The organism is Amycolatopsis balhimycina FH 1894 (genome assembly GCF_000384295.1).
Classification (GTDB): domain Bacteria; phylum Actinomycetota; class Actinomycetes; order Mycobacteriales; family Pseudonocardiaceae; genus Amycolatopsis; species Amycolatopsis balhimycina.
Genome location: NZ_KB913037.1, coordinates 6195293 through 6217877, shown reverse-complemented (window position 1 = coordinate 6217877; position 22585 = coordinate 6195293). Strand labels below are relative to the sequence as shown.

The following is a 22585-nucleotide window of genomic DNA, read 5'->3' as shown; positions in this document are numbered from 1 at the left end:
TGATTTTGCTCCGCCGTCGGAGTCAACACGCCGACCACGACGTGACCACACGGGGCGGGTCAGTCACACTGGCCTGGCGCCCCGGATCACCTGTTATGGCTGGTCGGGGCCCCTAGCCGACCGAGGAGTGCCGTGTCCACCGTTCCCGCCGATCTCAGCGGAAAGAGTGACGCCGAGCTGATCGCGGAGGTTCGTTCCGGGGAGATCGCGTCGTACGGGACGCTCTACGAACGGCACACCGGCGCGGCCCACAATCTGGCCCGTCAGCTGGCCCGCTCGAGCTCCGAAGCCGACGATCTCGTGTCCGAGGCGTTCGCCAAGGTGCTCGACACTCTCCGTGGCGGCAAGGGACCGGAGTCCGCCTTCCGGGCGTACTTGCTGACCGCGCTGCGTCACACGGCGTACGACCGCACCCGCAAGGAGCGCCGGGTCGACCTCAACGAGGACATGACCGAGGTCGGCGGGGCCGCGGCCGAGGCGCTGACCGTGCAGTTCTCCGACACCGCCGTCGCCGGGCTGGAGCGGACGATGGCCGCCAGGGCGTTCGCGCGGCTGCCGGAACGCTGGCAGGCGGTGCTCTGGCACACCGAGATCGAGCAGCAGAGCCCGGCCGAGGTCGCACCGCTGCTGGGCCTGACCGCGAACGGCGTCTCCGCGCTCGCCTACCGCGCCCGCGAAGGGCTCCGCCAGGCGTACCTGCAGGTCCACCTGCAGGAAAACGCCGGGGAACGCTGCCGCGCCTGCGCCGAGCGGCTCGGCGCGTGGACCCGCGACGGACTGTCCAAACGCGAACGCGCCCAGGTCGAAAGCCACCTCGACGAGTGCGAGAACTGCCGGGCCCTCGCGGCGGAGCTCGCCGACGTCAACGGCGGGCTGCACGCGATCATCGCCCCGATCGTCCTGGGCGGCGCGGCGCTGGGTTACCTCGCCACCATCGGTGCCGCGAAGGCGAGCGCGGCCACCGCGGGCGCGTCCGTCGCCGCCGCGGCGGCCGGGGGCAAGGCCGCCGCGGGTGCCGCGGCCGCCGGCCCCCGCCAGTTCGCCGGGGTCGCCGCCTCCGGCGTGGCGGTCGTCGCGGCCGTCGTCATCGCGCTCGCCGCCGGCGGCGGGACGCAGCAGATCCCGGCCGCCGCCCAGGTGCCACCGCCCGTCCAGCCGGTCCAGCCACCCGCACCGAAGCCGCAGCCGCCCGCTCCGGTCGTGCCCGTCGCGCCTCCGCCGGTTCAGCCGGTTCAGCCGCCGGCGCCGCCGGCGACTCCTTCCGTCGCACCCGCGCCGCCACCCGTCGTGCCGCCGGCACCGCCGCAGGCGCCGGTCCCGGCACCGCCCGCGCCGGTACCGCCGTCGATGTCCGCGACGACCCCGCCGGGCGGCGTCGAGCTCAGCCCCGGCACCGCGATGACCCTGCCGGTCACGGTGCGCAACGACGGCGGCAGCCCGTCCGACCCGGTGGCCGTCGCGCTGAACCTCCCGCGGGGCGTGCGCGCGATCGACACGGGCGGGGGCAGCGCGCCGATGGCGTTCGCCCAGGCCCCCGGCCCGATCTCGGTGAACTGCCCGGGCGGCGAGGGCACGATCACGTGCAAGACGGGCACCGGCTTGCAGCCCGGTCAGAGTGCGACGCTGAACTTCCGGCTCCAGGCCGACGAGGACGCTGAAGGCGGCACGGTCACCGGGTCGGTCACCGCCGGTGTGCAGATCAACGTCGCGGTGAGCGTCAAGGTCACCGTGAAGCAGCCGCCGGACGCGGTGGCCCTGGAAGCCGTGGGCGACGGGCTCTCGGCGTTCCCCTGGACCCGCCACCCCCTGGTCTACGTGCGGGTCCGCAACACCGGCGAGACGACCAAGCCGGTCACGGTCACCTTCGACCACCCGCTGTGGCAGTGGTGGAGCCTGCGCGGCTTCCCGTGCACGCCGGCCGGCGGCGGCGCGAGCTGCACGACGCGTGGCACGCTGGCGCCCGGCCAGCACGTCAACCTGTGGGTGCGGCTGGACGGCAGGCCGGACGACGGCCGCGTGACGATCACCGCCCGGCTCGGCCGGGCGTCGGCACCGCCGGTGACGGTGAACTTCGGCTGCTGGCGCCACTGGTGCGACCACGACCCGGTGCCGACGACCACGCCTTCGCCCACGACGTCGACGGCACCGACGAAACCTTCGAAGCCGGCGCCGTCCAAGCCGTCCCCGACCCCGCCGGCGACGACGAAACCCGAGCCGCCGACCGAGCCGCCGGTGTCCTCGACAACGACCAGCGCCCCGCCGCGCCCGACCGGAAAACCGGGTGACAAACCACCGACCGTCACCCCCGAAAAGGCTTTCGGCTGGTCGACGGGGTAGCGTCCGCGCGGTGCGCGAACTGCTGAAGAAGCACCGCGAGCTCCTCCGCTTCGCCGTCGTCGGCGGGATCAGCTTCGTGATCACGATGTCCGTGAACTACAGCCTGAAGTTCACCGTGCTGCGGACCCACCCGGTGACGGCGCTGATCGTCGGCGTCCTCGTGGCGACGATCTTCTCCTACGTCGCCAACCGCGAGTGGTCGTTCCGCACCCGCGGCGGCCGGGAGCGGGCGCACGAGGCCGCGCTGTTCTTCGTCCTCAGCGGCGTCGCGCTGGGCCTGAACGCGCTGCCGCAGTGGTTCTCGCGGTACGTGCTGGACCTGCAGACACCGCGGCTGTCGCCGTTCGGCGTCGAAGTGGCCGACTTCGTCAGCGGAATCATCATCGGCACGCTGCTGGGCACGGCGTTCCGGTGGTGGGCCTTCAAGAAATGGGTGTTCCCGGAGGAGGACGGCCGCCCGCGCGCGGTGCCGGCCGAGGCCGCGGAAGATCCGGACATTCACGACAGCAAGGCCGCCTGAGCCGCTGGGCACCCCGGCGCTCTCCTAGACTGCCTGGTGTGACCGTTGTGGAAACCGTGCTCAAACGCACGCCGGAACCACTGCGTTCGGTGCTGATCAAGCACCGGGAGCTGCTGAAGTTCGCGATCGTGGGCGGCACGACGTTCCTGGTCGACAACGGCGTCTGGTACACGCTGAAGCTGACGGTGCTGGAGCCGAAACCGACGACGGCGAAGGCGATCGCGATCATCGTCGCGACCATCGTGTCCTACATCCTCAACCGCGAGTGGTCCTTCCGGACCCGCGGCGGGCGCGAGCGGCACCACGAAGCCGCGCTGTTCTTCGTCATCAGCGGCATCGCGGTGGGCGTCAACCTGGTCCCCCTGATCATCTCGCGGTACGTGCTCGACCTCGAGGTCCCGCACGTGACGTTCCTGGTCCAGGAGATCGCGGACTTCGCGAGCGGCTCGATCATCGGCATGCTGCTGGCGATGTTCTTCCGCTTCTGGGGCTTCAAGAAGTGGGTGTTCCCGGACGAGCTGGGCGAGCGACGGCGGGACAACGACCAGGTCACCCGCCTGCACTGAGCCCCATCCGGGCTGAGACCCTCCGAGAAGTGCTTGTCTTTTTACATGTAGTTGTTTAGAGTCATGCTCGTCAGTGTTCCTTCGTGAGGACGCCGTCCGGGTTCGGCCGGGCGAGCGGGACGATTCGAGGTGGTTTCCGAGCGCGAAGAGGTCGCATCCGCCCCGCGGATGACGATGAAGCCTTTTCCCGACTCGACGGGACGTGCCTGAAGCACGTCCGCCTCTCCTGTCCCCCTTTTCTTCACTTGGACATTCCTTGACAACAATCGCGCCTTCGCGCGCCAAAACGGCCGTATTCGGCCTGTTCCTGTCCGTCTTCCTCGCGATGCTCGACGCCCAGGTCGTCGCCACCGCGCTCCCCCGGATCGCCGCCGAATTCGGCGGCACCGGCGCCTACGCCTGGGTCACCACCGCCTACCTGCTCGCCGGCAGCGTCACCGCGCCGCTGTACGGCAAGCTCGGTGACGTCTTCGGCCGCAAACGCGTGCTCCTGGCCGCACTCGCCGTCTTCCTGCTCGGTTCGCTCGCCTGCGGCCTCGCGCCGACAGCCGGGCTGCTGATCGCCGGGCGGGTCCTCCAGGGCGCGGGCTCCGGTGGTCTCTTCGTCTCCGTCGGCGCTTCGCTCGGCGAAATGTTCACGCCGCGCGAAGGTGCGAAGTACTTCGGGTGGTTCTCGATCTGCTTCGCCGTCGCGTCGCTGTCCGGCCCGGTCGTCGGCGGCCTGCTCACCGGCCTGGCCGGCTGGCGGTCGATCTTCCTGGTCAACCTGCCGCTCGGCCTGGTCGCCGTGGGCCTGCTCAAGACCCTCGACCTGCCGCGGCGCCGGAAAGCCGCGCCGTTCGACTTCACCGGCGTCGTCCTGCTCGGCATCGCGATCACCGGCTTCACGCTGCTCACGCCGTGGTCGATCGCCCTCGGTGCGGCTTCGGCCGTCGCGTTCGCCGTCACCGAGCGGAAAGCGGCCGCCCCGGTGCTGCCGCCGCGCTTGTTCCGCGACCGGACGTTCACCGTGTCCGTGCTGCTCAGCGTGCTCGCCGGGTTCGCGTTCCTCGGCTCGGTCAACTACATCGCGGTCTTCCTGCAGGCCGACACGGGGCCAGCCGAGGGCGGGCTGCGGCTGGTGCCGATGACGCTCGCCGTATCGCTTTCCTCCGTGATCGCGAGCAAGGTCATCGCCCGCACCGGCGCGTACCGCTGGGCACCGCGGCTGAGCATGGCGCTCGGCCTGCTCGCGGTGCTCGGCCTGCTCACCGTGGACGAACTGCCGCTGGTCCTCGGCTGCCTGGTCGTCTTCGGCCTCGCCGCCGGGCTCAACCTGCAGGTCCTCGCCATGGCCACGCAGAACACCGCACCACCCGCGGACCGCGGCGCGGTCGCCGCGGCCGTCAACCTCGCCCGCGCGCTCGGCTCGGCCCTCGGCCCGGTCGCACTCGGCTTCGCCTACGACACCGGCCCGCACGGCGTCTTCCTCGCCCTGCTGCCCGTGCTCGCGCTCGGCCTCGTCACGGCGTTCGCGCTGCCGCACGTGCCGCTGCGCACCCACCACTGAGAAGGAGCCCCATCGTGATCTTCGTCCTCGGCGCCACCGGCAAGGTCGGCCGCGCCCTCGTCCCCGCTCTCCTGGACACCGGCGCCGCCGTCCGCGCCCTGACCCGCGACCCGGCGAAGGCCCGGATCGATCCGCGCGCCGAAGCCGTCCGCGGCGACCTCGGCACCGCGGACCTGCCCGCGCTGCTCGACGGCGCCGACCGCGTGTTCGTCCTGACCCAGGGCCACAGCGCCGACCGCGAAGCGGCGGTCGCTCAGGCGGCCGCCCGCGCCGGTGTCACGCACCTCGTCAAGCTGTCCACCTCGGGTGTCCACTTCGGACAGACCGATCCGATCACCCGCGCCCACGCCGAAGCCGAGCAGGCCATCCGCGAAGCGGGCCCGGCCTGGACGATCCTGCGGCCGGGTGCCTTCATGGACAACCGGTTCGCCTGGCTGGGCTCGATCCGCGAGGAGAACGCGGTGTACGTGCCCGACGGCGATCCGGCGTCCGCGCTGGTCCACGTCCGGGACCTCGCCGCGGTAGCGACGCTCGCCCTCACGACGTCCGGCCACGAAGGCGCGACCTACGAGCTCACCGGCGGCGAAGCCCTCACCACCACCGAGCAGGTCGCGATCCTGGCCGAAGCGCTCGGCCGTCCGCTGAAGTACGTCGAAGAACCGGAGTTCGCGGCCCGCGAACGCATGATGCGGAGGTATGGCTGGCCCGCCGAAGCCGTCGACGGCTTCTTCGCGCTCAAGCGCGAGTCCGCCGAGCACGAACACGTCGTCTTCGACACCGTCGAGCGCGTTCTCGGCAGGCCACCGCTCACTTTCGCCACCTGGGCGCGTGAGAACGCGGCAGCGTTCGCCTACCATTACCAGGAGTGACGGCAGGGAGGTGAGGGGATGGGCGACCGCCTGCGCGTCCTGGTCGTCGACGACCACCCCCTGTTCCGGTTCGGCGTCCTCACGCTGCTGGCCGCGGAACCCGGGATCGAGGTCGTCGGCGAGGCCGCCGGCGGGGCCGAAGCGATCGAGGCAGCGGCCGCCCTCCGCCCGGACGTCGTGGTCATGGACCTGCACCTGCCCGACCTGTCCGGGATCCAGGCGACCCGGCACATCGTGACCGCGAGCCCGGGCACCGGCGTGCTGATGCTGACGATGGCCGACGAAAGCGAGTCGGTCTTCGCGGCGATGCGCGCCGGTGCCCGGGGCTACCTGCTCAAGGACGCCGAGCCGGACGAGATCATCCGCGCCGTCCAGGCGGTCGCGCGGCGGGAAGCCATCTTCGGCCCGGACATCGCGAACCGCGTCCTCGGCTTCTTCCACCAGCCGCCGGCGAGCGAGCCGGTGTTCCCCGAGCTGACCGGACGCGAGCGCGAAGTCCTGTCCCTGATCGCGGCCGGGCACAGCAACGGCTTCATCGCGTCCACGCTGTGCCTGAGCCCCAAGACCGTGCGGAACCACATCTCGAACGTCTTCGCCAAGCTCCACGTCGCCGACCGGGCCGAGGCGATCGTCCGCGCCCGGGAGGCCGGCCTGGGCGGGTCCTGACGGGCGGCCGTCCGGGCAACATCGGGACGCCGGTCCCATGTGCCCGGGACACTCCGGCGGGCACTGTGGTGAAGGCGGGGGGTGGGGCCCTCGCCTCGTTCGAGGGGAATGGGTGACGATGTTCGAATCCGACCGGACACCGGTGGTGGTCCGCGCCACCGATCCGATCCTGCACAACGGCGTCTGCGTGGCGCTGCGTTCGCGCGACGACGTCCGGGTGGTGGACGGCGACCCGGACGGCTCGGCCGTGGTCGCGCTGCTGGTCGCCGACCGGCTCGACGAGCCGATGACCCGGCTGCTGTCGGCGCTCCGCCACCAGGGCTTCACCCGCATCGTGCTAGTCGCGGGCGAGGTCGACGACAACGAGATCCTCAACGCCGTCGAGCACGGGGTCTGCGCGGTCGCCCGCCGCGCCGACGCCGGCCCGGAGGTGCTGGTCCGGCTGATCAAGGCCGCGGCGGCCGGCGAGGGCGCACTGCCGCCCGACCTGCTCGGCCGGCTGCTGAACCGGGTTTCCCGCCTGCAGCGCCAGGTGCTCCAGCCGCGCGGTCTCCACCTGGGCGGCATGAGCAACCGGGAAACCGAAGTGCTCAGGCTCGTCGCGTCGGGGTTTTCAACGCAGGAAATCGCCGACGAGCTGTGCTATTCGCAGCGCACGGTGAAGAGCATCCTGCACGACGTGACGAACCGGTTCCAGTTGCGGAACCGGTCGCACGCGGTCGCGTACGCCCTGCGTGAAGGGCTGATCTGAGGCGGCTAACGCGGGACGCGTTCGGCGGGCCAGCGCACCTCGGGGACATCGGTGGGCCGCGGCACCTTCAGGAAGAGGCTGAACACGGCCGGACGGCGGTTGGACAGCTCCAGCCGGCCGCCGTCCGCCTCGACCAGGGCCCGGGCCAGCGCCAGCCCGACGCCGGTCGAGCCGCCTCCTGAGAAGCCGCGCTCGAAGATGTGCGGGGCCAGCTCGTCGGGCACGCCGGGCCCGGTGTCGCTGACCTCGATCACCACCGTGCCCTCGGCGTCGCCGCGGCGGGCGACGAGGGTGACCGTGCCGGAGCCGTGGCGCAGCGCGTTGTCGAGCAGCACGCCGATGACCTCGCGGAGCCGGCCGGGCGTCGCGCGCGCCATCAGCCCGTCGGCCACGCGCGTGCGCAGGTTGCGGCCCTCCGAGCGGAGCAGCTCGCGCCACTCCTGCGCCATCGCGGGCAGCTGGGTGGGCAGGTCCACCGGTTCCGCGCCGACCTCGCGCGCCGCGCGGGCCGCCGCGAGCAGCTCGTCGAGTGCCTCGGCGAGCCGGTCGGCCTGTTCCTGGGCGGCCTTCGACTCGTCGGCGACCTCTTCGTCCGAGTGCACGGTCAGGGGTTCCAGCCGCAGCTGCAACGCCGTCAGCCGGCTGCGCAGCTGGTGCGAGACGTCGCCGACGAGCTGGCGTTCGCGCTGCACGAGCTGGGCGAGCGCGGTGCCGGACGCGTCCAGCGCCTCGGCGACCATGTCGAGCTCGCCGACGCCGTAGCGGCTAGGGTCGGGCCGGAAGTCACCGCCGCCGAGCCGGGCCGCGCGTTCGGCGACATGCCGCAGGGGTTTCGCCAGCCGCCGCGCCGTCGCGATCGCCACCACCGCGCCGGTGCCGACCGACAGCAGCACCAGGAGCACGACGACGAGCGTCACCGTCGTCTGCCGCTCGTGCATCGGGCCGGCCGGGACGGCGATCTGGACCTTGCCTTCCCGCGCCAGGTCGGCCGTCTCGGTGACGGTGACGGGGCCCGGGTCGCTGCCGTAGCGCTTCTCGATCTGGCCGCTCGCCCGGACGGTCAGCAACCCGTTCGCCGGGACCGCCGCTCGCACCTGGTCGAGGTCGATCTCCTCGCCGTTGGCGATTTCGGTGTCCAGAATGGCCGCTGCCGCGCGAGCGTTCTCGGCGAGCGTCTCGCGGTAGCTCGACTCGATCTGCCAGCTCGCCACGATGCCCAGCGGGATGCCGAGGACCGCCGCGGTGACGGCGACGGCCAGCAGGATGGCCAGGAGAATACGGCGGCGCACGGCTTATTCGGCGTTGAAGCGGAAACCGACACCGCGGACGGTCGCGATCCGCCGCTCGCCGTCGTGGGTCTTGCTGGTCCGGCCGGCGGCCTCGTCGGCGGCGATGGCGAGCTTCCGCCGCAGCCACGACATGTGCATGTCGAGCGTCTTGGACGTCTTCGACTCGAGGTCGTTCCAGACCTCGGCGAGGATCTCGTCGCGGCTGACGACCTGCCCGGCCCGGCTCATCAGCACGCGCAGCAGCTCGAACTCCTTGTTCGCCAGCTGCACCTCGTGGTTGTCCACGGTGACCAGCCGGGCGCCGAGGTCCATTCGCACCCCGCCGGCCTCCAGGACCTCGGGGACCCGGCGGCGCAGCAGCGCGCGGATCCGGGCGAGCAGCTCGGCGAGCCGGAACGGCTTGGCGACGTAGTCGTCGGCGCCCGCGTCGAGGCCGACGACGAAGTCGACCTCGTCGGTGCGGGCGGTGAGCATCAGGACCGGCAGTTCGGTGCCCTGCGCGCGAAGGCGGCGGCAGACCTCCAGGCCATCCATCCCGGGCAGACCGAGGTCCAGCACGAGCAGGTCGACGCGCTGAGCGGCGGTGGCGTCGAGCACCGAAGGGCCGTCGGTGACGACGTGGATCTCGTATCCCTCACGTTGGAGGGCGCGGGAGAGCGGTTCGGCGATAGCCGGATCGTCTTCGGCGAGTAGGACCATGCTCACCTGGCCAACTCTACGGCGCGGAGGCGTGAAAACATCGTGACCGTGCCTGCCTACGAAGATGATCTGGCTCTCGCCACCCGGTTGGCTGACGCCGCCGACGCGATCACGACAGCGCGGTTCCGCGCCCTGGACCTGGCGGTGGAGCGCAAACCCGATCGCACCCCGGTGACCGACGCCGACACCGCGGTCGAAGACGCGATCCGGTCGCTGCTGGCGGCCGAGCGCCCGGACGACGCCGTGCTGGGCGAGGAGCGCGGCGGCTCGGCCGCGACCGGCCGCGCGTGGGTGCTCGACCCGATCGACGGGACCAAGAACTTCCTGCGCGGCGTACCCGTTTGGGCGACGCTGATCGCGTTGGTTTCGGACGGTGACCCGGTGGTCGGCCTGATCAGCGCACCCCTGCTGGGCCGCCGCTGGTGGGCGGCGTCCGGGTCGGGCGCGTTCTCGTCCGACACCGCGGGCACGCGCCGGCTGGCAGTTTCCGGCGTTTCGTCCCTTTCGGACGCTTATCTGTCCACAACGGACTTGAACTCGTGGACGGAGTACCACTCCCGCGAGAAGTACCTGGACCTGGTGGACGCGTGCTGGGAGACCCGCGCGTTCGGCGACTTCTGGCACCACGTGCTGGTGGCCGAAGGCGCGCTCGACGTCGCCGCCGAGTGCATCGTCAACCCGTGGGACGTCGCGGCGGCGCAGGTGATCGTCACGGAGGCCGGCGGACGGTTCAGCGACCTGGACGGCGCCGGGCGCTACGACAACGGGAGCGCGTTGTCGACCAACGGCCGCCTGCACGACGAGGCCCTGCGGATCCTCAAGCGGTAACCGGGTAGGCCGCTCGGCGGGAACTCCTTGACCGGTCTGAACCACCGGTGGTTCACTCCCAGTGCTCGCCGGGTCACCCGGTCCGTTGACAACGTTGTCAACCCGGTGGCCCGCTCACCCTGGGAGGAAGAGCATGCGCAGAGTCGTCACCGCGGCTTTGATCGTCCCCCTCGTCACCGCCGTGGCCGCCCCGGCCGACGCCCAACCCGAAAACCGGGACTTGGCTGCCTACGTCAACCCGTTCGTCGGCGCGAAGGCCGGCGACACCCCCGAGACGAACACCTACGCCGGCGACACGTTCCCCGGCGCCGACGTCCCGTTCGGCATGGTGCAGTGGAGCCCCGACACGCCCCTGCAGCCGAAGCCGCCCGCCGGGCAGGGCCGGTACTACGCCCGCGACCGCGACGGTGGCTACGCCTGGGAAGAGAACCGCCTCCGCGGTTTCAGCCTCACCCACTTCAACGGCGCCGGCTGCGGCGGCGCGGCGGGCGACGTCCCGTTCCTGCCGCTCGCCGGGCAGATCTCGACGTCTCCGGCCGTCGACGCGACGAAGTACTTCCCCACCTTCAGCCACGCCGACGAATCCGCGTCGCCCGGCTACTACAAGGTGACCACCGGCTCCGGCATCACGACCGAGCTGACCACCACCCAGCGCTCCGGCATGGGCCGCTTCACCTTCCCGAAGAACTCCCCGGCGACGCTGCTCATCGACGTCGCCCAGTCCGCGATGGGCAGCGACGACGCGTCCGTGACCGTCGATCCGGCCCGGCGGACCGTCGAAGGCTGGGTCTCCAGCGGCCACTTCTGCCGCGGCCCGAACACCTACAAGGTCTACTTCACCGCGTCCTTCGACCAGCCGTTCCTGACGTCCGGGACCTGGCAGAACGCCACCGTGACACCCGGCGGCACCAGCGCCCGCGGCGGCGACCTGAGCAAGACGACCTGGGACAAGCAGGTCGTCACGCCCGACGGCGGTTCCGGTGCCTACCTGAGCTTCGACCCGGCCAAACCGGTCCAGGTGCGCGTCGGATTGTCCTATGTGGACGCGTTCGGCGCGCGCCTCAACGCCGCCGTGGAACAGGGACACGACTCCTTCGACGCCGTGCGCGCCAAGGCACGGCAGACCTGGAACGACCGCCTGCGGCAGATCACCGTCGAGGGCGGCACCGAAGCGGCGACGAAGACGTTCTACACCGCGCTGTACCACACGCTCATGCAGCCGAACGTCTTTTCCGATGTGGACGGTCGTTACCCCGGCTTCGACAAAGCCGTCCACCGGACGAAACCGGGGCACGCGCAGTACGCCAACTTCTCCGGCTGGGACACCTACCGCGACGAGGTGCAGCTGCTGTCGATGCTCGCCCCGCACGAGGCCGCCGACATGGCGCAGTCGATGCTCAACCAGGCCGACCAGGCGGGCGGGATCTGGGACCGGTGGTCGCAGAACAACGACTTCATGGGCGTGATGGGCGGCGACCCCTACCACTCGATCATCGCCAGCACGTACGCCTTCGGCGCCACGGACTTCGACGCGGGACACGCGCTGAAATCCATGGTCGACGGCGCCACCCGCGTCCAGCAGGCGGGTGAACGCGCACTCGAGCGGCCCGGCCTGTCCGACTACCTGACGCTGGGCTACCACCCCAACAACGTCTCCGACATGCTCGAAGAGACGACCGCCGACTTCGGCATCGCGCAACTGGCCCAGCGGCTCGGTGACGCGAAGACGCATCAGCAGTTCATGGCCCGCGCCCAGTACTGGGAGAACGTCTACCACCCGGCCACCGGCTACCTGCAGACCCGGATGCGCGACGGCCAGTTCCTCTCGCCGTTCGATCCCGCGCAGTACCAGGAAATGCGTTACCAGGAAGGAAACGCGGCGCAGTACACCTGGATGGTGCCGTACAACGTCCGCGGTCTCTTCGACGCGATGGGCGGCGACGAAGCCGCGAAGAAGCGCCTCGACTTCTTCTTCACGAAGCTGAACAGCGACGCCAGTTCGCCGTACGCGTTCATGTCGAACGAGCCGTCGTTCGAGGTGCCGTGGGAGTACGCGTACGCGGGCGCGCCGTCGAAGACGCAGGACATCGTGCGCCGCTCGGCGGAGCTGCTGTTCAAGCCCACCGAGGACGGCCTGCCCGGCAACGACGACCTCGGCGCGACGTCGGCGTGGTACGTCTTCGCGGCGCTCGGCATGTACCCGGAGGCACCCGGCCGCGCCGAAATGGTGCTGGCCAGCCCGATGTTCCCGAAGATCACGCTCACTCGCGCGAGCGGGCAGCGAATCACCATCACCGCGCCCGGCGCGTCCAGCTCGGTGAAGTACGTGAAGAGCTTGAAGGTGAACGGCCGGCCGAGCACCAAGCCGTGGCTGCCGGAGTCCTTCGCGGTGAACGGCGGCCGGCTCGACTTCACGCTGGGCACGTCACCGACGTCGTGGGGCTCGGGTGCCTCCGACGTCCCGCCGTCGTTCCGCGACGGCGAAGTTCCGGTGCGCGGCCGCGTCGGCCCGGGCCGCGTCGTGGTCGCGCCCGGCGGGACCACCAGCGCCACGGTGACCGCCGAGGGCATCACCGGCGCCGGCACGGTGTCTTGGCAGGCGAAGCCGCCGGCCGGGATCACCGTGACGCCGTCGAGCGGCACGCTCACCGTGGGCGCGCACGAGACCGCTACGCAGCAGGTGACCGTGACCGCGGGCGGGTCGGCGGACGCGTACACGAGCGTTCCGGTGACGTTCAGCGGGCAGCAGGTGCCCGCGTCCCTGCCGGTGACCGTCGGGAAGCCGGGGACCCTGCACGCGGCGAACACGAACGTCGGCGTCACGGACGACAAGCTCGTCCAGTACGGCGACTTCGGCGAGACCGACCTCTACCCCGGCGGGTTCGCGTTCTCGTACTCCGCGCAGGGGTTCGCGTCCCACGGCATCACGCCGGGGGCCACGGTGACGGCGAACGGGCAGCAGTTCCGCTGGCCGTCGAGCCCGACGGGGTCGCCGGACAACGTGATCGCGGCGGGGCAAACGCTTGCGGTGATCGCCCCGCCGCCGGGCGCGACGAAGCTGTCGTTCCTCGGCGCGGCGACCGGCGCGGACGCCCAGGGCACGGTGACCGTCACCTACACCGACGGCTCGACCCAGCAGGCTTCCCTGGGTCTGTCGGAGTGGCTGCTCAAAGGCGGCGCGGAGACACCGCAGTTCGGGAACACGGTCGTGGCGACGGTGCCGTACGTGAACTCGGCGTTCCCCAGGTACATGTTCCGGCTCCAGCGGCCGTACACGTCGTCCCTGTTCGCGACGGCGCCGATCGCGCTCGACCCGGCCAAGCAGGTCCGCAGCATCACCCTGCCCACGTCGACCGGCGCGGGACAGGCGCACATCTTCACCTACGCCGTGAGCTGACCACCAAGTTCGTGAAGGCCACCTTGAGGAACTTGAAGTTCCTCAAGGTGGCCTTCACGAACTTTCAGGAACCCGGCAGCAGGCCGACGGCGCCGCGGGCGACCTGGGCCCAGGCCAGCCGGCCGAACAGGTAGTGGCACGCCACCTGTTCGCTGGTGAACCGCGCCCAGTCGTAGCGGTTGCCCTGTTCGCGCCAGAACACCTCCCACGCCTCGTCCTCGCCCTGCATCAGGCACCAGGCGTTGTCGACCTCGGCGCCGAGCGAGACGACCTCGGGTGGCACGCCCAGCACGCCGAGCCAGCGCTGGATCGACTGGGTGTTCATCAATCGTCTTCCCCCTTGGCCTCGGCGAGGTAGCCGAGCGTCACGAGTTCGTCGGCCGCCAGCAGGGCACGGTACCGGGTGCCGCCGCCGACCTGGCCGAACCAGTTCGCCGTCTCCGACCGCCACATCGGCACCGCGCGCACCACGACGTACCGGCGGTACTCGGCGTCCAGCATCCCCGGCGGCAGCGAGCGTTCCCTGAAGGGCGTGCCGTCGGCGAAGAACACCCGCCCGTACGCCGGGCCGAAGCGGTCGAGCACCGTGTCGGCCGGGACCATCACCGGCTCGGGCCGGTCCACGCTGCCCTCGGGGTAGATCTCGCCCGGCGGCCACGCGTACTCCGGCCCGAGGTCGCTGTGCCCGACGACGAACCGGCGGATCCACACGGCCTGCGTCGCCCTCGCGTACGGGACGTACCCCTCGGTCAGGTGCCGCGGCACCGGGCGCGGTGGCGCGGTCGGCGACCGGCGGAAGCCCGCGGTGACGTTGGTCAGCGCCTGGTCGTCGAAGATCAGCCGGGCGTCCGGGTGGTCGTTCGGGCGGAAGCCGTCCGGGTCTTCGGGCAGCGGCAGCTGGCTCGCCGGCCGGTCCATGGCCACCGGCAGGTGCCCGATGGGGAACATGTGCACCAGGAACAGCGCGACGATGCTCCCCCGCTCGGTGCGCGGCGAGCCGAGCGGCGGCAGCGGCACGGGCGAACCCGGGTTCGGTGGCGGGCCCGCCACCGGCGGCGGGGGACCCGCGACCGGTGGCGGCAGCGGGGCCGGCGCCGGCGTCGGCGGCGCCGGTGGGGCCGGCGGCAGCGGGAACGGCGGCAGCAACGGTGAGACCGCGTGCGGCCACGACGCGGGGCTGCCCGAGGGCGGCGTCGGCGCCTCTTCGAAGGCACCCGAATCCAGGCCGTACCCGGGCAGCTGCACCGGCCCGGTGTCGAGGTCGGCCTCGACCGGTTCGGAGCCCGCCTCGGAAGGCTCGGTCACACCCATCCTCCGGCTCGGTCGGTGCCCCGGTGGGCACACGCTGTTCGACGCGGCCGCGGCGCTGCCGGTCCCCTTGATACCGCACCCCTCCCCCGGGGGCGCGACGAGGTCAGTTTCTATTTTGGGGGGCTCCGGGTGGCGGAGCCCCCGGCCCGGGGCGAAGCCCCGGATGTCACTGCTTCTTTCCGGGGGCTCCGGGTGGCGGAGCCCCCGGCCCGGGGCGTAGCCCCGGATGTCACAGTGCGGCGACCACGCGGGACGGGCTCGGGCGGCCGAGCTGTCCCGCCATCCAGGCGCTGGCCCCGGCCAGCGCGTCCAGGTCGACGCCGGTGGCCACCCCGAGGCCGTCCAGCATCCACACCAGGTCCTCGGTGGCCAGGTTCCCCGTGGCCGACTCCGCGTACGGGCAGCCCCCGAGCCCGCCCGCCGAGGAGTCCACTGTCGACACTCCACATCGGAGCGCCGCCAGCGTGTTGGCCAGAGCCTGACCGTAGGTGTCGTGGAAGTGCACGGCCAAAGTACCGGCATCGCCGAACAGCCCGATCAGGTTTTCGACCTGGCCCGCCGTCGCGACGCCGATGGTGTCGCCCAGCGACAGCTGCGAGCACCCCATGTCCAGCAGGCGGCGGCCGGCGTCGGCGACCTGCTTGGCCGGCACGACGCCTTCCCAGGGGTCGCCGAAGCACATCGAGAGGTAGCCGCGCACGTCCAGGCCCGCCTCGCGGGCCCGGGTGACCACCGGCTCGAACATCGCGAACTGCTCGTCCAGCGACGAGTTGAGGTTCTTGCGCGCGAACGTCTCGGTCGCGCTGGCGAAGATCGCGATGTGCTCGACGCCGGCTTCGAGCGCGCGGTCCAGGCCCTTCTCGTTCGGCACCAGCACCGGGTACCGGACGCCTTCGCGGCGGTCGAGCCTGGCCAGCAGCTGCTCGGCGTCGGCCAGCTGCGGCACCCACTTCGGGTGCACGAAGCTGGTCGCCTCCAGGGTGGTCAGCCCGGCGCCGGCGAGCCGGTCGAGGAACTCCAGCTTGACCTCGACGGGCACGATCGTCTTCTCGTTCTGGAGCCCGTCGCGCGGGCCGACCTCCCAGATCGTGACCCGTTCCGGCAGCTCGCCCGCCGAGGGGACACGTTCGGGCAGGCCCAGTTCGCGGGTGCCCATCAGCGGCGTCTTTCGCCACGCGGCGGGTGCTCACCCTGGGGCGGCAGTGTGCTCTGGGGCGGCAGGGGCTGGGTCTGCTGGGCCCGCGGCCGGTAGTCGTCGTACGGGTTGTCGTTGACCTCCCGGTAGATCACCGTGTGCACCTTCTCCACGTGCGGGATGTCCTCGAACCGCAGCGGCTCGTCGGAGGCCGACTCGATGATCAGCGTGCCACAGCCGAAGACCCGGTCCAGCAGCCCGTGCTCGAACTGGACGCTGTTGATCCGGCCCATCGGGATGTCGATGCCGGTGCGCTTGAGCACGCCTTCACGGGCGATGAGCCGGTCGGTCGTCACGATGAAGTGGGTGGTCCGCCAGCGCACGAGCGGCGTCAGGAACAGCCACACGACCAGCACGAGCGCGACGACCCCGACGGCGATCAGCCCGACCGAGTTCCACGGCGAGGACGCGTCCTTCGCCAGGATCGCCAGCCAGGTGCCCGCGCCCACGGTGACCAGCAGCGCGAGCGTCGGCAAGACCAGCATCTTGAAGTGCGGGTGACTGTGCACCACGACGTGCTCTTGCTCGCTGAGCAATTCGTCCGGATAAGCCACGGCGGACGCTCCCAAGGTCGGTGCGGTGGTGTCGCTTCACCGTACCGGCGCGACACCCGGCCGGTGAGCGCAACGCCCCGAAGAATCAGGCGGGACGGACGTGCACCACGTCACCGGCGAACACAGTGTGCCGCTGCCCGCCCACCATGTCGACCTGCAACTGCCCGGCGGCGTCGATGTCGGCCGCGCGGCCGGTCAGCGCGGTGCCGTCCGGCAGCTGGACCTCGACGTCCTGGCCGAGGGTCGCGCAGTGGGTGCGGTAGTCGCCGAGCAGCCCGGCCTCGGTGAGGTCGCCGCCGGCCAGGCGCCAGCGCCGCTCCAGCTCGTCGAGCCCGGTGAGCAGCGCGACGGCGACGTCGGTGCGGTCGGTGTTCGTGGCGCCCTGCTCGGCCAGCGACGTCGCGGGCAGCCCGCCCGGGCCCGGCTCGACGTCACCCAGCGGCAGGACGTTGAGGCCGATGCCGAGCACGATCGACGGCTCGGTGCCCGCGACGGCCTCGGCGAGGATCCCGGCGCACTTGGCGCCGTCGGCCAGCACGTCGTTGGGCCACTTGAGCACGGCGTCGACGCCGACCCCGGCGGCGGCCGCCCGGACCGCCAGCCCGGCGACGAGGGACAGCGAGCCGAGCGCGGCGAACGGGACGCCCGGCCGGAACGCGACGCTGAGGTACAGGCCGCCCTTCGGCGAGCTCCACGACCGGGCCCGCCTGCCGACTCCGGCGGTCTGCTCCTCGGCGAGCAGAACGGTTCGGTCCGCGGCGCCGTCTTCGAGGGCTTTCCGCAGGTCGGCGTTGGTGGAACCGGTGCGCTCGACGACGTCGATCTTCGCGTACCGATCCTTGAGCGCCGCGGCCAGCCGAGCATCGTCGATTCCAGGCATGTGCCCACCATATGGGAGTCCCCCTAACGTGCAAGCTACTCAGTCGTTCACTAAGAGGTGTGCTCTTCTAAGTTGGACAACGTGACGTCCAAGCCGACCTCCTGGGCCCGCGGCGCGGCGCTGCGCGGCCTGGTCGCGCTGCCGCTCGTCGCGGGTCTGGTCACCGCGGGCTGGCTGCTGGCCGACCGGGCACCGGAGCCCGCACCTGCCCCCGCGCCGGTCCCGGCGCCGGTGGCCCAGGCCGGGCCGTCGGTCCTCGAAGTCAGCGCACCCGTCAAGGCGCAGGAGCCGGGCCAGGGCGCGTCCGGCCAGGGCGGCAAGAGCCCGTTGCGGCAGTGGGCCGACCAGCTGGCCGGGCCCCTCGACATCCCGGCGGACGCGCTGGTCGGCTACGCGAACGGCGAGCTGGCGCTGCGGAGCGAACGGCCGTCGTGCCACCTGTCGTGGGTCACCCTGGCGGGGGTCGGCTCGGCGGCGTCGGACCACGGCCGCGGCGGCGGCAACCTGCTCGGGCTGCCGCCGGCCCAGGCCAAGAAGGCGGCGGCTCCGGATTCGGCGTCGCTCGCGGCCGGCCGGGCGCTCTGCGCGAGCGGCGCCGACCTCGGCGCCGGACCCGGCTGGTGGAAGGCGATCGCGGCCTACCACCCGGGCAGTGAGACCGAGCTGTTCCGCCAGCGGGTCCTCGGCATGGCCCAGCTCTACGCGACGCTCTCGCTGGACCCGGCATCGGCCGGTTCGGCACGGGTCCACGCCACCCGGTTCGCGCTGGGCCAGCTCGGCCTCCCGTACGTCTGGGGCGGCAACGGCCCCGACGCGGGCGCGGCGGGCTTCGACTGCTCCGGGCTGACGAAAGCGTCGTACGACAGCGCGGGCGTCGCCCTGCCGCGGACGGCGGACAGCCAGTTCCGCGCGCTCCCCCCGGTCCCGGCTTCGCAGGAACCGCGCCTGGGCGACCTGGTGTTCTACGGAAGCCCGGCGACGCGCATCCACCACGTCGGGCTGTACCTCGGCAACGGCCTGATGATCAACGCGCCGACCGAGGGCCAGGCGATCCAGATCCACACGTACCACTCGAACGGCGACGACTACGCGGGCGCGGGCCGCCCCGCCTGACCCTGTTTCAGGACGGGCGGGGAGCCACCAGCCCGGATTCGTAGGCGAACACGACGAGCTGAGCGCGGTCGCGGGCACGCAGCTTGACCATGGCCCGGTTGACGTGTGTCTTCGCGGTCAGCGGGCTGATCACCATCCGCGCGGCGATCTCGTCGTTGGCCAGGCCTCGCGCGACCAGCGTGACGGCCTCGCGCTCGCGGTTGGTCAGCTCCGCGAGCCCCGCACCGGGGACGAGCGGCTGGGTGACGTACCGGTCGATCAGCTTCCGGGTGATCGACGGCGCCAGCAACGCGTCACCCCGGGCGGCGACGCGGACGGCGTGCAGGAAGTCCTCCGGCCGGATGTCCTTGACCAGGAACCCGGCCGCGCCCGCGCGCAGTGCTTCGAAGACGTATTCGTCCAGGCCGTAGTTGGTCAGGATGACGACGTGCACCGCGGCCAGCGCCGGGTCCGCGGCGATGCGCCGGGTCGCCTCGATGCCGTCGACGCCCGGCATCTGGACGTCGACGAGCGCGATGTCCGGGAGGTGCTCGCGCGCCATGCGGACCGCTTCGCTCCCGTCGGCGGCTTCGGCGACCACCTCGATGTCGGCTTCGACGTCGAGGAGCGCGCGGAACCCGCTGCGGATGAGCGGCTGGTCGTCGGCCAGCAGGACGCGGATCACGCCGGGTCCACGGGCAGTTCGGCGCGGACGCTGAAGCCGCCCTCGCGGCGCGGCTCCGCGAGCAGCTCGCCGCCGAGGGCGGTGACGCGTTCGCGCATGCCCAGCAGGCCGACGCCCGGCACCGGCGCGGTGTCCACGGTGGCCTGGCCGTCGTCGTCGACCCGGATGACCAGCGCGCCGGGCCGGTGGTCGATCCGGACCGACGCGGTGGCCGCGGCGGCGTGCCGGGCGATGTTCGTCAGCGACTCCTGGACGATCCGGTAGGCGGTCCGGCCCACCGCGGCGGGCACGTCGTCGCGCCGGCCCTCGATCGTCAGCCGGGCGTCCAGACCGGCGCTGCGCGCCCGGCGCACGAGTTCGGGGACGTCGCCGAGCCCGCGCGGCGGGTCCTGGTCGTCCTCGCGCAGCGCCTCCAGGGTCGCGCGCAGTTCCCGGGCCGCCTCGCGGCCGGCGTCCCGGATCGCCAGCAGGGCGCCGGGCACGTCCTCGCCTCGCTTGCGGGCCAGGTGGACGGCGACTTCGGCCTGCACCTTGATGACGGAGATCTGGTGGGTGAGCGAGTCGTGCAGCTCCCGCGCGATGTGCAGCCGCTCCTCGTCGGCGCGCCGGCGCGCGGTCTCCTCGCGGGTGCGCTCGGCCTCGTCGGCCCGGCGTTCGGCCTGCCGCAACGCCTCCCCCGCCGCGCCCGCGGCGATCAGCCAGGCCAGCTGGAGGACGTCCCGCGACTGCGTGAACGCCTCGCCGGCGTCGTGCAGGCCCGATGCCAGGAGCGCCAGCGGAACCCCGGCCAGCATGAGCACCGAAGCCACCACCGCGGCGACGCGGTGTCCCGTCCGGACCGCGGCGTACACGGCGAACAGGTAGGCGACGACGGGCACTTCGAAACCGGCGGCCTGGTACCCCAGCGCGCATCCAGCGGTCGCCGCCAGCACGGCGATCGGGGCCCGGCGACGCGCGGCCAGCGCCAGCCCGCCGGCCACCAGGAAGGCGTAACCCAGCACGGCAAATTCCGCGGGCCGCGGCCCGGACAGCCCGGCAACCAGCAGGGCCGCCGCCACCCCGGCGGCGATCACCCCGTCCACGATCCGTGCCCGGCTCACCCTCGCACCCTAACCGGGCGTTCGCGCGGAGAACTCCCGCGCGCAGAGCATTTCCGGACTACCGCGCCCGCGGTAGTCCCGCGGTTCCTGCGACAACCGCGGCAGCGCGAAGTGTCTGCTCCCGCGCGACGACGGGAGCGAGGTCCGGCGGACATGCTCGGGTGCGTCCGATCACCGGAGAAGGAGCCCCTCATGTCCGTCCACCTCGCCGCCGTCAGTGCCTACGACTTGACGCCCGGCCGGCTCTGGTCCCTGATAGCCGCGTTCCTCGGCCTGGCCGGCGTGATCGCGGGCGGGCTCGCGCTGGCCCGCGGCCGGGGAGCCGTCGTGGCGCTGGCCGGTGGCCTCGCGGCCGTGCTCATCGGCGGGTGGGTCGTGGCCGCCGCCAAGGGCGGTCCCGGCACCGGCTACGGGATCGTCGGCGGTTACGCGGCGCTGGTGATCGGGCTGGTGGCGATCGCCCTCGGCGGCCTGGCCGTGGCCCGCTCGCGCGGTTTTGCCGGTGGTCGCCGCTAGCGTCTCCGAGCCGCGGCGGCGACCTCACGGCGCTGCTCGACGTGCCGGCCCCGGACGTCGTCCGCCGCGCCGACGCCGCCGCGCTGCCGGCGGGCGTGCCGCCGTGGTGGTCGAAGGCGAGCGGGTGGCGGCGTATGAGGTGATCGCCGCCCCCGCCCGCCTCGCCGCGCTGCACGTCACGCTCCTCAGCGCTTGATCCGGTAGGACAGGTGCGTCACGCCGGTGCCCTCGGTGACCTCGGGGCCGGTCAGCTTCGTGGTGGCGTCGAGGTTCTCGAAGAAACGGACGCCGGAACCCAGCAGCACCGGGATGAGATCGACCTGGATGCCGTCGAGCAGGCCGAGGTTCAGGCACTGCTGGGCGATCGTGGTGCTGGCGACCGCGACGTTCTTGTCGCCGGCGGTCTTCTTGGCCTGCTCGACAGCGCTTTCGAGGCCGTCGGTGACGAAGGTGAACGGCGCGTCCGGGTGCGGCCAGTCCGCGGGCTCTTCGTGGGTGACGACGAAGACCGGCACGCCCATCGGGTGCTTGCCGCCCCAGCCCTGGGTGAGGGTGAACAGCCGGCGGCCGGTGATCAGCGCACCGATGTTGTCCATCGCGGCGCGCAGCATCTTCGCGCTGGCCTCGGAGGTCTTGAAGGTGGCCCAGTCGACGGCGGTGGGCACCTCGACGTCGCCGTTGCCGAACCACTCGAACAGGTGATCGATGCGGTCCTCCGGGTCGGCGACGAAGCCGTCGAGGGACATGGACATGTTGGCGATGACGTCGGCCATGGTGACTCCTTTTTCGCTGGTCGGAGGCGGTTTGCCTCGCTGATGAGAAGTCTGCCGCGGCCGCCCGGCCGGAAGATCTGCCACCTGGCCGACATCCGCCGGCGGGTGGCCGATGCCTTGACAGCCGAGATGGCCGGCGTCACCATGAACACATGTTCATGAACGAGTGTTCATAACCGAGGGGGCGGGATGACCGGGATCGTCAACACCGCACAGGCGGAAGCCTGGAACGGCTACGAGGGGGAACATTGGGCGACACACGCCGACCGGTACGACGCGGTCAACAGCGGCTTCAACGGCTATCTGCTCGACCGGGTCCGGCCGGGCGACCGGGTGCTCGACATCGGCTGTGGCAACGGCCAGCTGACCCGGCTGGCCGCGGCGCGAGCCCGGTCCGCCACCGGCGTCGACCTCTCCGGGCCGATGCTCGCGACCGCGCGGGCCCGGGCGGCCGAGGTGCCGAACGTGACGTTCGAACAGGGTGACGTCCAGGTCCACCCCTTCGCCGAAGGGGCGTTCGACCTGGCGGTCAGCCGGTTCGGGGTGATGTTCTTCGCCGATCCGGTGGCCGCGTTCGCCAACGTCCGGCGCGCCCTCGGCCCCGGCGGGCGGCTGGCGTTCCTCTGCATGACGGCACTGTCCGGCACCGACCTCGGCCGGGTGTTCGGCGCGCTGGCGGCGTACCTGCCCCAGCCGACCGGGCCGGACGGCAGCGGCCCGACGTCGTTCGCGGACCCGGACCGGACGAGGGCGGTGCTGACCGAAGCCGGCTTCGAGGACGTGGCGTGCGCCCGGGTCGAGGCCGGCCAGGTCTGGGGCCGCGATGTCCCCGACGCGGCGCGGTTCTTCGCCGGCTGGGGTCCGGTCCGCCACCACCTCGGCCTGGTCGGCGCCGCGACGGTGGCCAAGGCGACCGAGGCGTTGGCGGCGGCGCTCGAGCCGTTCGCGGAACCGGACGCGGTCCGCCTGCATGGCACCGCGTGGCTGGTCACGGGAAGGAGGTCGTGA

General features: G+C 72.1%; 22 protein-coding genes. 12 read left to right on the top strand and 10 right to left on the bottom strand.

Annotated elements, in window-relative coordinates:
- Window positions 1-132 precede the first annotated feature (132 nt).
- The 7 genes from A3CE_RS0128435 (at window position 133) to A3CE_RS0128405 (ending at window position 7258) form a co-directional block, all read left to right on the top strand.
- Complete coding sequence (locus A3CE_RS0128435; protein WP_020643497.1) at window positions 133-2337, top strand: sigma-70 family RNA polymerase sigma factor; 2205 nt, start codon at window positions 133-135, stop codon at window positions 2335-2337.
- A 10-nt stretch (window positions 2338-2347) separates the two neighbouring features.
- Complete coding sequence (locus tag A3CE_RS0128430) at window positions 2348-2857, top strand: GtrA family protein (RefSeq protein WP_020643496.1); 510 nt, start codon at window positions 2348-2350, stop codon at window positions 2855-2857.
- A gap of 38 nt (window positions 2858-2895) precedes the next feature.
- Entirely contained in the window at window positions 2896-3423 is a 528-nt protein-coding gene (locus A3CE_RS0128425; protein ID WP_026468956.1) for a GtrA family protein, read from the top strand.
- 256 nt (window positions 3424-3679) lie between these two features.
- Window positions 3680-4972, top strand: coding sequence for an MFS transporter (locus A3CE_RS0128420; RefSeq protein WP_020643494.1), 1293 nt, complete (start codon window positions 3680-3682; stop codon window positions 4970-4972).
- 14 nt (window positions 4973-4986) lie between these two features.
- Window positions 4987-5841 carry an NAD(P)H-binding protein gene (locus tag A3CE_RS0128415; RefSeq protein WP_020643493.1) on the top strand — a complete coding sequence of 285 codons (855 nt, stop codon included), beginning with the start codon at window positions 4987-4989 and terminating at the stop codon, window positions 5839-5841.
- Window positions 5842-5859: 18 nt separating this feature from the next.
- Complete coding sequence (locus A3CE_RS0128410; protein WP_020643492.1) at window positions 5860-6507, top strand: response regulator; 648 nt, start codon at window positions 5860-5862, stop codon at window positions 6505-6507.
- A gap of 118 nt (window positions 6508-6625) precedes the next feature.
- Entirely contained in the window at window positions 6626-7258 is a 633-nt protein-coding gene (locus A3CE_RS0128405; protein WP_026468955.1) for a response regulator transcription factor, read from the top strand.
- Window positions 7259-7263: 5 nt separating this feature from the next.
- Here A3CE_RS0128405 and A3CE_RS0128400 read toward each other — a convergent pair whose 3' ends face one another.
- Complete coding sequence (locus A3CE_RS0128400; RefSeq protein WP_020643490.1) at window positions 7264-8547, bottom strand: ATP-binding protein; 1284 nt, start codon at window positions 8545-8547, stop codon at window positions 7264-7266.
- Window positions 8548-8550: 3 nt separating this feature from the next.
- The gene (locus A3CE_RS0128395) at window positions 8551-9246 is read right to left on the bottom strand and encodes a response regulator transcription factor (RefSeq protein WP_026468954.1); all 696 of its coding nucleotides are present in this window, start codon (window positions 9244-9246) and stop codon (window positions 8551-8553) included.
- Between the two features lie 42 nt (window positions 9247-9288).
- Here A3CE_RS0128395 and hisN point away from each other — a divergent pair, with 42 nt between their 5' ends.
- Both hisN and A3CE_RS0128385 read left to right on the top strand, forming a co-directional pair.
- Entirely contained in the window at window positions 9289-10074 is a 786-nt protein-coding gene (gene hisN, locus A3CE_RS0128390) for a histidinol-phosphatase (RefSeq protein WP_020643488.1), read from the top strand.
- Between the two features lie 133 nt (window positions 10075-10207).
- Window positions 10208-13471, top strand: coding sequence for a GH92 family glycosyl hydrolase (locus A3CE_RS0128385; RefSeq protein ID WP_020643487.1), 3264 nt, complete (start codon window positions 10208-10210; stop codon window positions 13469-13471).
- 64 nt (window positions 13472-13535) lie between these two features.
- Here A3CE_RS0128385 and A3CE_RS0128380 read toward each other — a convergent pair whose 3' ends face one another.
- The 5 genes from A3CE_RS0128380 to A3CE_RS0128360 all read right to left on the bottom strand — a co-directional run bounded on the left by A3CE_RS0128380 (window position 13536) and on the right by A3CE_RS0128360 (window position 17411).
- Window positions 13536-13796, bottom strand: coding sequence for a hypothetical protein (locus A3CE_RS0128380; protein ID WP_003105220.1), 261 nt, complete (start codon window positions 13794-13796; stop codon window positions 13536-13538).
- A complete protein-coding gene (locus A3CE_RS0128375; RefSeq protein WP_245589604.1) occupies window positions 13796-14782 on the bottom strand; it encodes a TNT domain-containing protein in 987 nt (328 codons plus the stop codon). The genes A3CE_RS0128380 and A3CE_RS0128375 overlap by 1 nt, the downstream gene beginning before the upstream one ends.
- Before the next feature lie 229 nt (window positions 14783-15011).
- The gene (locus tag A3CE_RS0128370; RefSeq protein WP_020643485.1) at window positions 15012-15938 is read right to left on the bottom strand and encodes a hydroxymethylglutaryl-CoA lyase; all 927 of its coding nucleotides are present in this window, start codon (window positions 15936-15938) and stop codon (window positions 15012-15014) included.
- Entirely contained in the window at window positions 15938-16531 is a 594-nt protein-coding gene (locus A3CE_RS0128365; RefSeq protein ID WP_026468953.1) for a PH domain-containing protein, read from the bottom strand. The genes A3CE_RS0128370 and A3CE_RS0128365 overlap by 1 nt, the downstream gene beginning before the upstream one ends.
- Before the next feature lie 85 nt (window positions 16532-16616).
- The gene (locus tag A3CE_RS0128360) at window positions 16617-17411 is read right to left on the bottom strand and encodes a biotin--[acetyl-CoA-carboxylase] ligase (RefSeq protein WP_020643483.1); all 795 of its coding nucleotides are present in this window, start codon (window positions 17409-17411) and stop codon (window positions 16617-16619) included.
- Between the two features lie 81 nt (window positions 17412-17492).
- Between A3CE_RS0128360 and A3CE_RS0128355 the strand changes: the two genes are divergently transcribed.
- On the top strand, window positions 17493-18524 hold the full coding sequence (locus A3CE_RS0128355; RefSeq protein WP_026468952.1) for a C40 family peptidase: 1032 nt from the start codon (window positions 17493-17495) through the stop codon (window positions 18522-18524).
- Between the two features lie 7 nt (window positions 18525-18531).
- Here the strand turns inward: A3CE_RS0128355 and A3CE_RS0128350 are convergent, their stop codons facing one another.
- Entirely contained in the window at window positions 18532-19188 is a 657-nt protein-coding gene (locus A3CE_RS0128350) for a response regulator (RefSeq protein WP_020643481.1), read from the bottom strand.
- Window positions 19185-20288, bottom strand: coding sequence for a sensor histidine kinase (locus tag A3CE_RS0128345; RefSeq protein ID WP_020643480.1), 1104 nt, complete (start codon window positions 20286-20288; stop codon window positions 19185-19187). Before A3CE_RS0128345 ends, A3CE_RS0128350 begins: the two co-directional genes overlap by 4 nt.
- A gap of 192 nt (window positions 20289-20480) precedes the next feature.
- Between A3CE_RS0128345 and A3CE_RS0128340 the strand changes: the two genes are divergently transcribed.
- Entirely contained in the window at window positions 20481-20804 is a 324-nt protein-coding gene (locus A3CE_RS0128340; RefSeq protein WP_020643479.1) for a DUF6223 family protein, read from the top strand.
- Between the two features lie 185 nt (window positions 20805-20989).
- Here the strand turns inward: A3CE_RS0128340 and A3CE_RS0128330 are convergent, their stop codons facing one another.
- Window positions 20990-21577 carry a dihydrofolate reductase family protein gene (locus tag A3CE_RS0128330; RefSeq protein WP_020643477.1) on the bottom strand — a complete coding sequence of 196 codons (588 nt, stop codon included), beginning with the start codon at window positions 21575-21577 and terminating at the stop codon, window positions 20990-20992.
- Window positions 21578-21766: 189 nt separating this feature from the next.
- Between A3CE_RS0128330 and A3CE_RS0128325 the strand changes: the two genes are divergently transcribed.
- A complete protein-coding gene (locus A3CE_RS0128325; RefSeq protein ID WP_020643476.1) occupies window positions 21767-22585 on the top strand; it encodes a class I SAM-dependent methyltransferase in 819 nt (272 codons plus the stop codon).

Bases quoted from the DNA above. Each gene is read 5' to 3' on its own strand.
- A3CE_RS0128410 (WP_020643492.1), top strand. From the start codon at position 5,860: ATGGGCGACCGCCTGCGCGTCCTGGTCGTCGACGACCACCCCCTGTTC.
- A3CE_RS0128405 (WP_026468955.1), top strand. From the start codon at position 6,626: ATGTTCGAATCCGACCGGACACCGGTGGTGGTCCGCGCCACCGATCCG.
- A3CE_RS0128395 (WP_026468954.1), bottom strand. From the start codon at position 9,246: ATGGTCCTACTCGCCGAAGACGATCCGGCTATCGCCGAACCGCTCTCC.
- A3CE_RS0128385 (WP_020643487.1), top strand. From the start codon at position 10,208: ATGCGCAGAGTCGTCACCGCGGCTTTGATCGTCCCCCTCGTCACCGCC.
- A3CE_RS0128380 (WP_003105220.1), bottom strand. From the start codon at position 13,796: ATGAACACCCAGTCGATCCAGCGCTGGCTCGGCGTGCTGGGCGTGCCA.
- A3CE_RS0128375 (WP_245589604.1), bottom strand. From the start codon at position 14,782: ATGGGTGTGACCGAGCCTTCCGAGGCGGGCTCCGAACCGGTCGAGGCC.
- A3CE_RS0128370 (WP_020643485.1), bottom strand. From the start codon at position 15,938: ATGGGCACCCGCGAACTGGGCCTGCCCGAACGTGTCCCCTCGGCGGGC.
- A3CE_RS0128360 (WP_020643483.1), bottom strand. From the start codon at position 17,411: ATGCCTGGAATCGACGATGCTCGGCTGGCCGCGGCGCTCAAGGATCGG.
- A3CE_RS0128340 (WP_020643479.1), top strand. From the start codon at position 20,481: ATGTCCGTCCACCTCGCCGCCGTCAGTGCCTACGACTTGACGCCCGGC.
- A3CE_RS0128330 (WP_020643477.1), bottom strand. From the start codon at position 21,577: ATGGCCGACGTCATCGCCAACATGTCCATGTCCCTCGACGGCTTCGTC.
- A3CE_RS0128325 (WP_020643476.1), top strand. From the start codon at position 21,767: ATGACCGGGATCGTCAACACCGCACAGGCGGAAGCCTGGAACGGCTAC.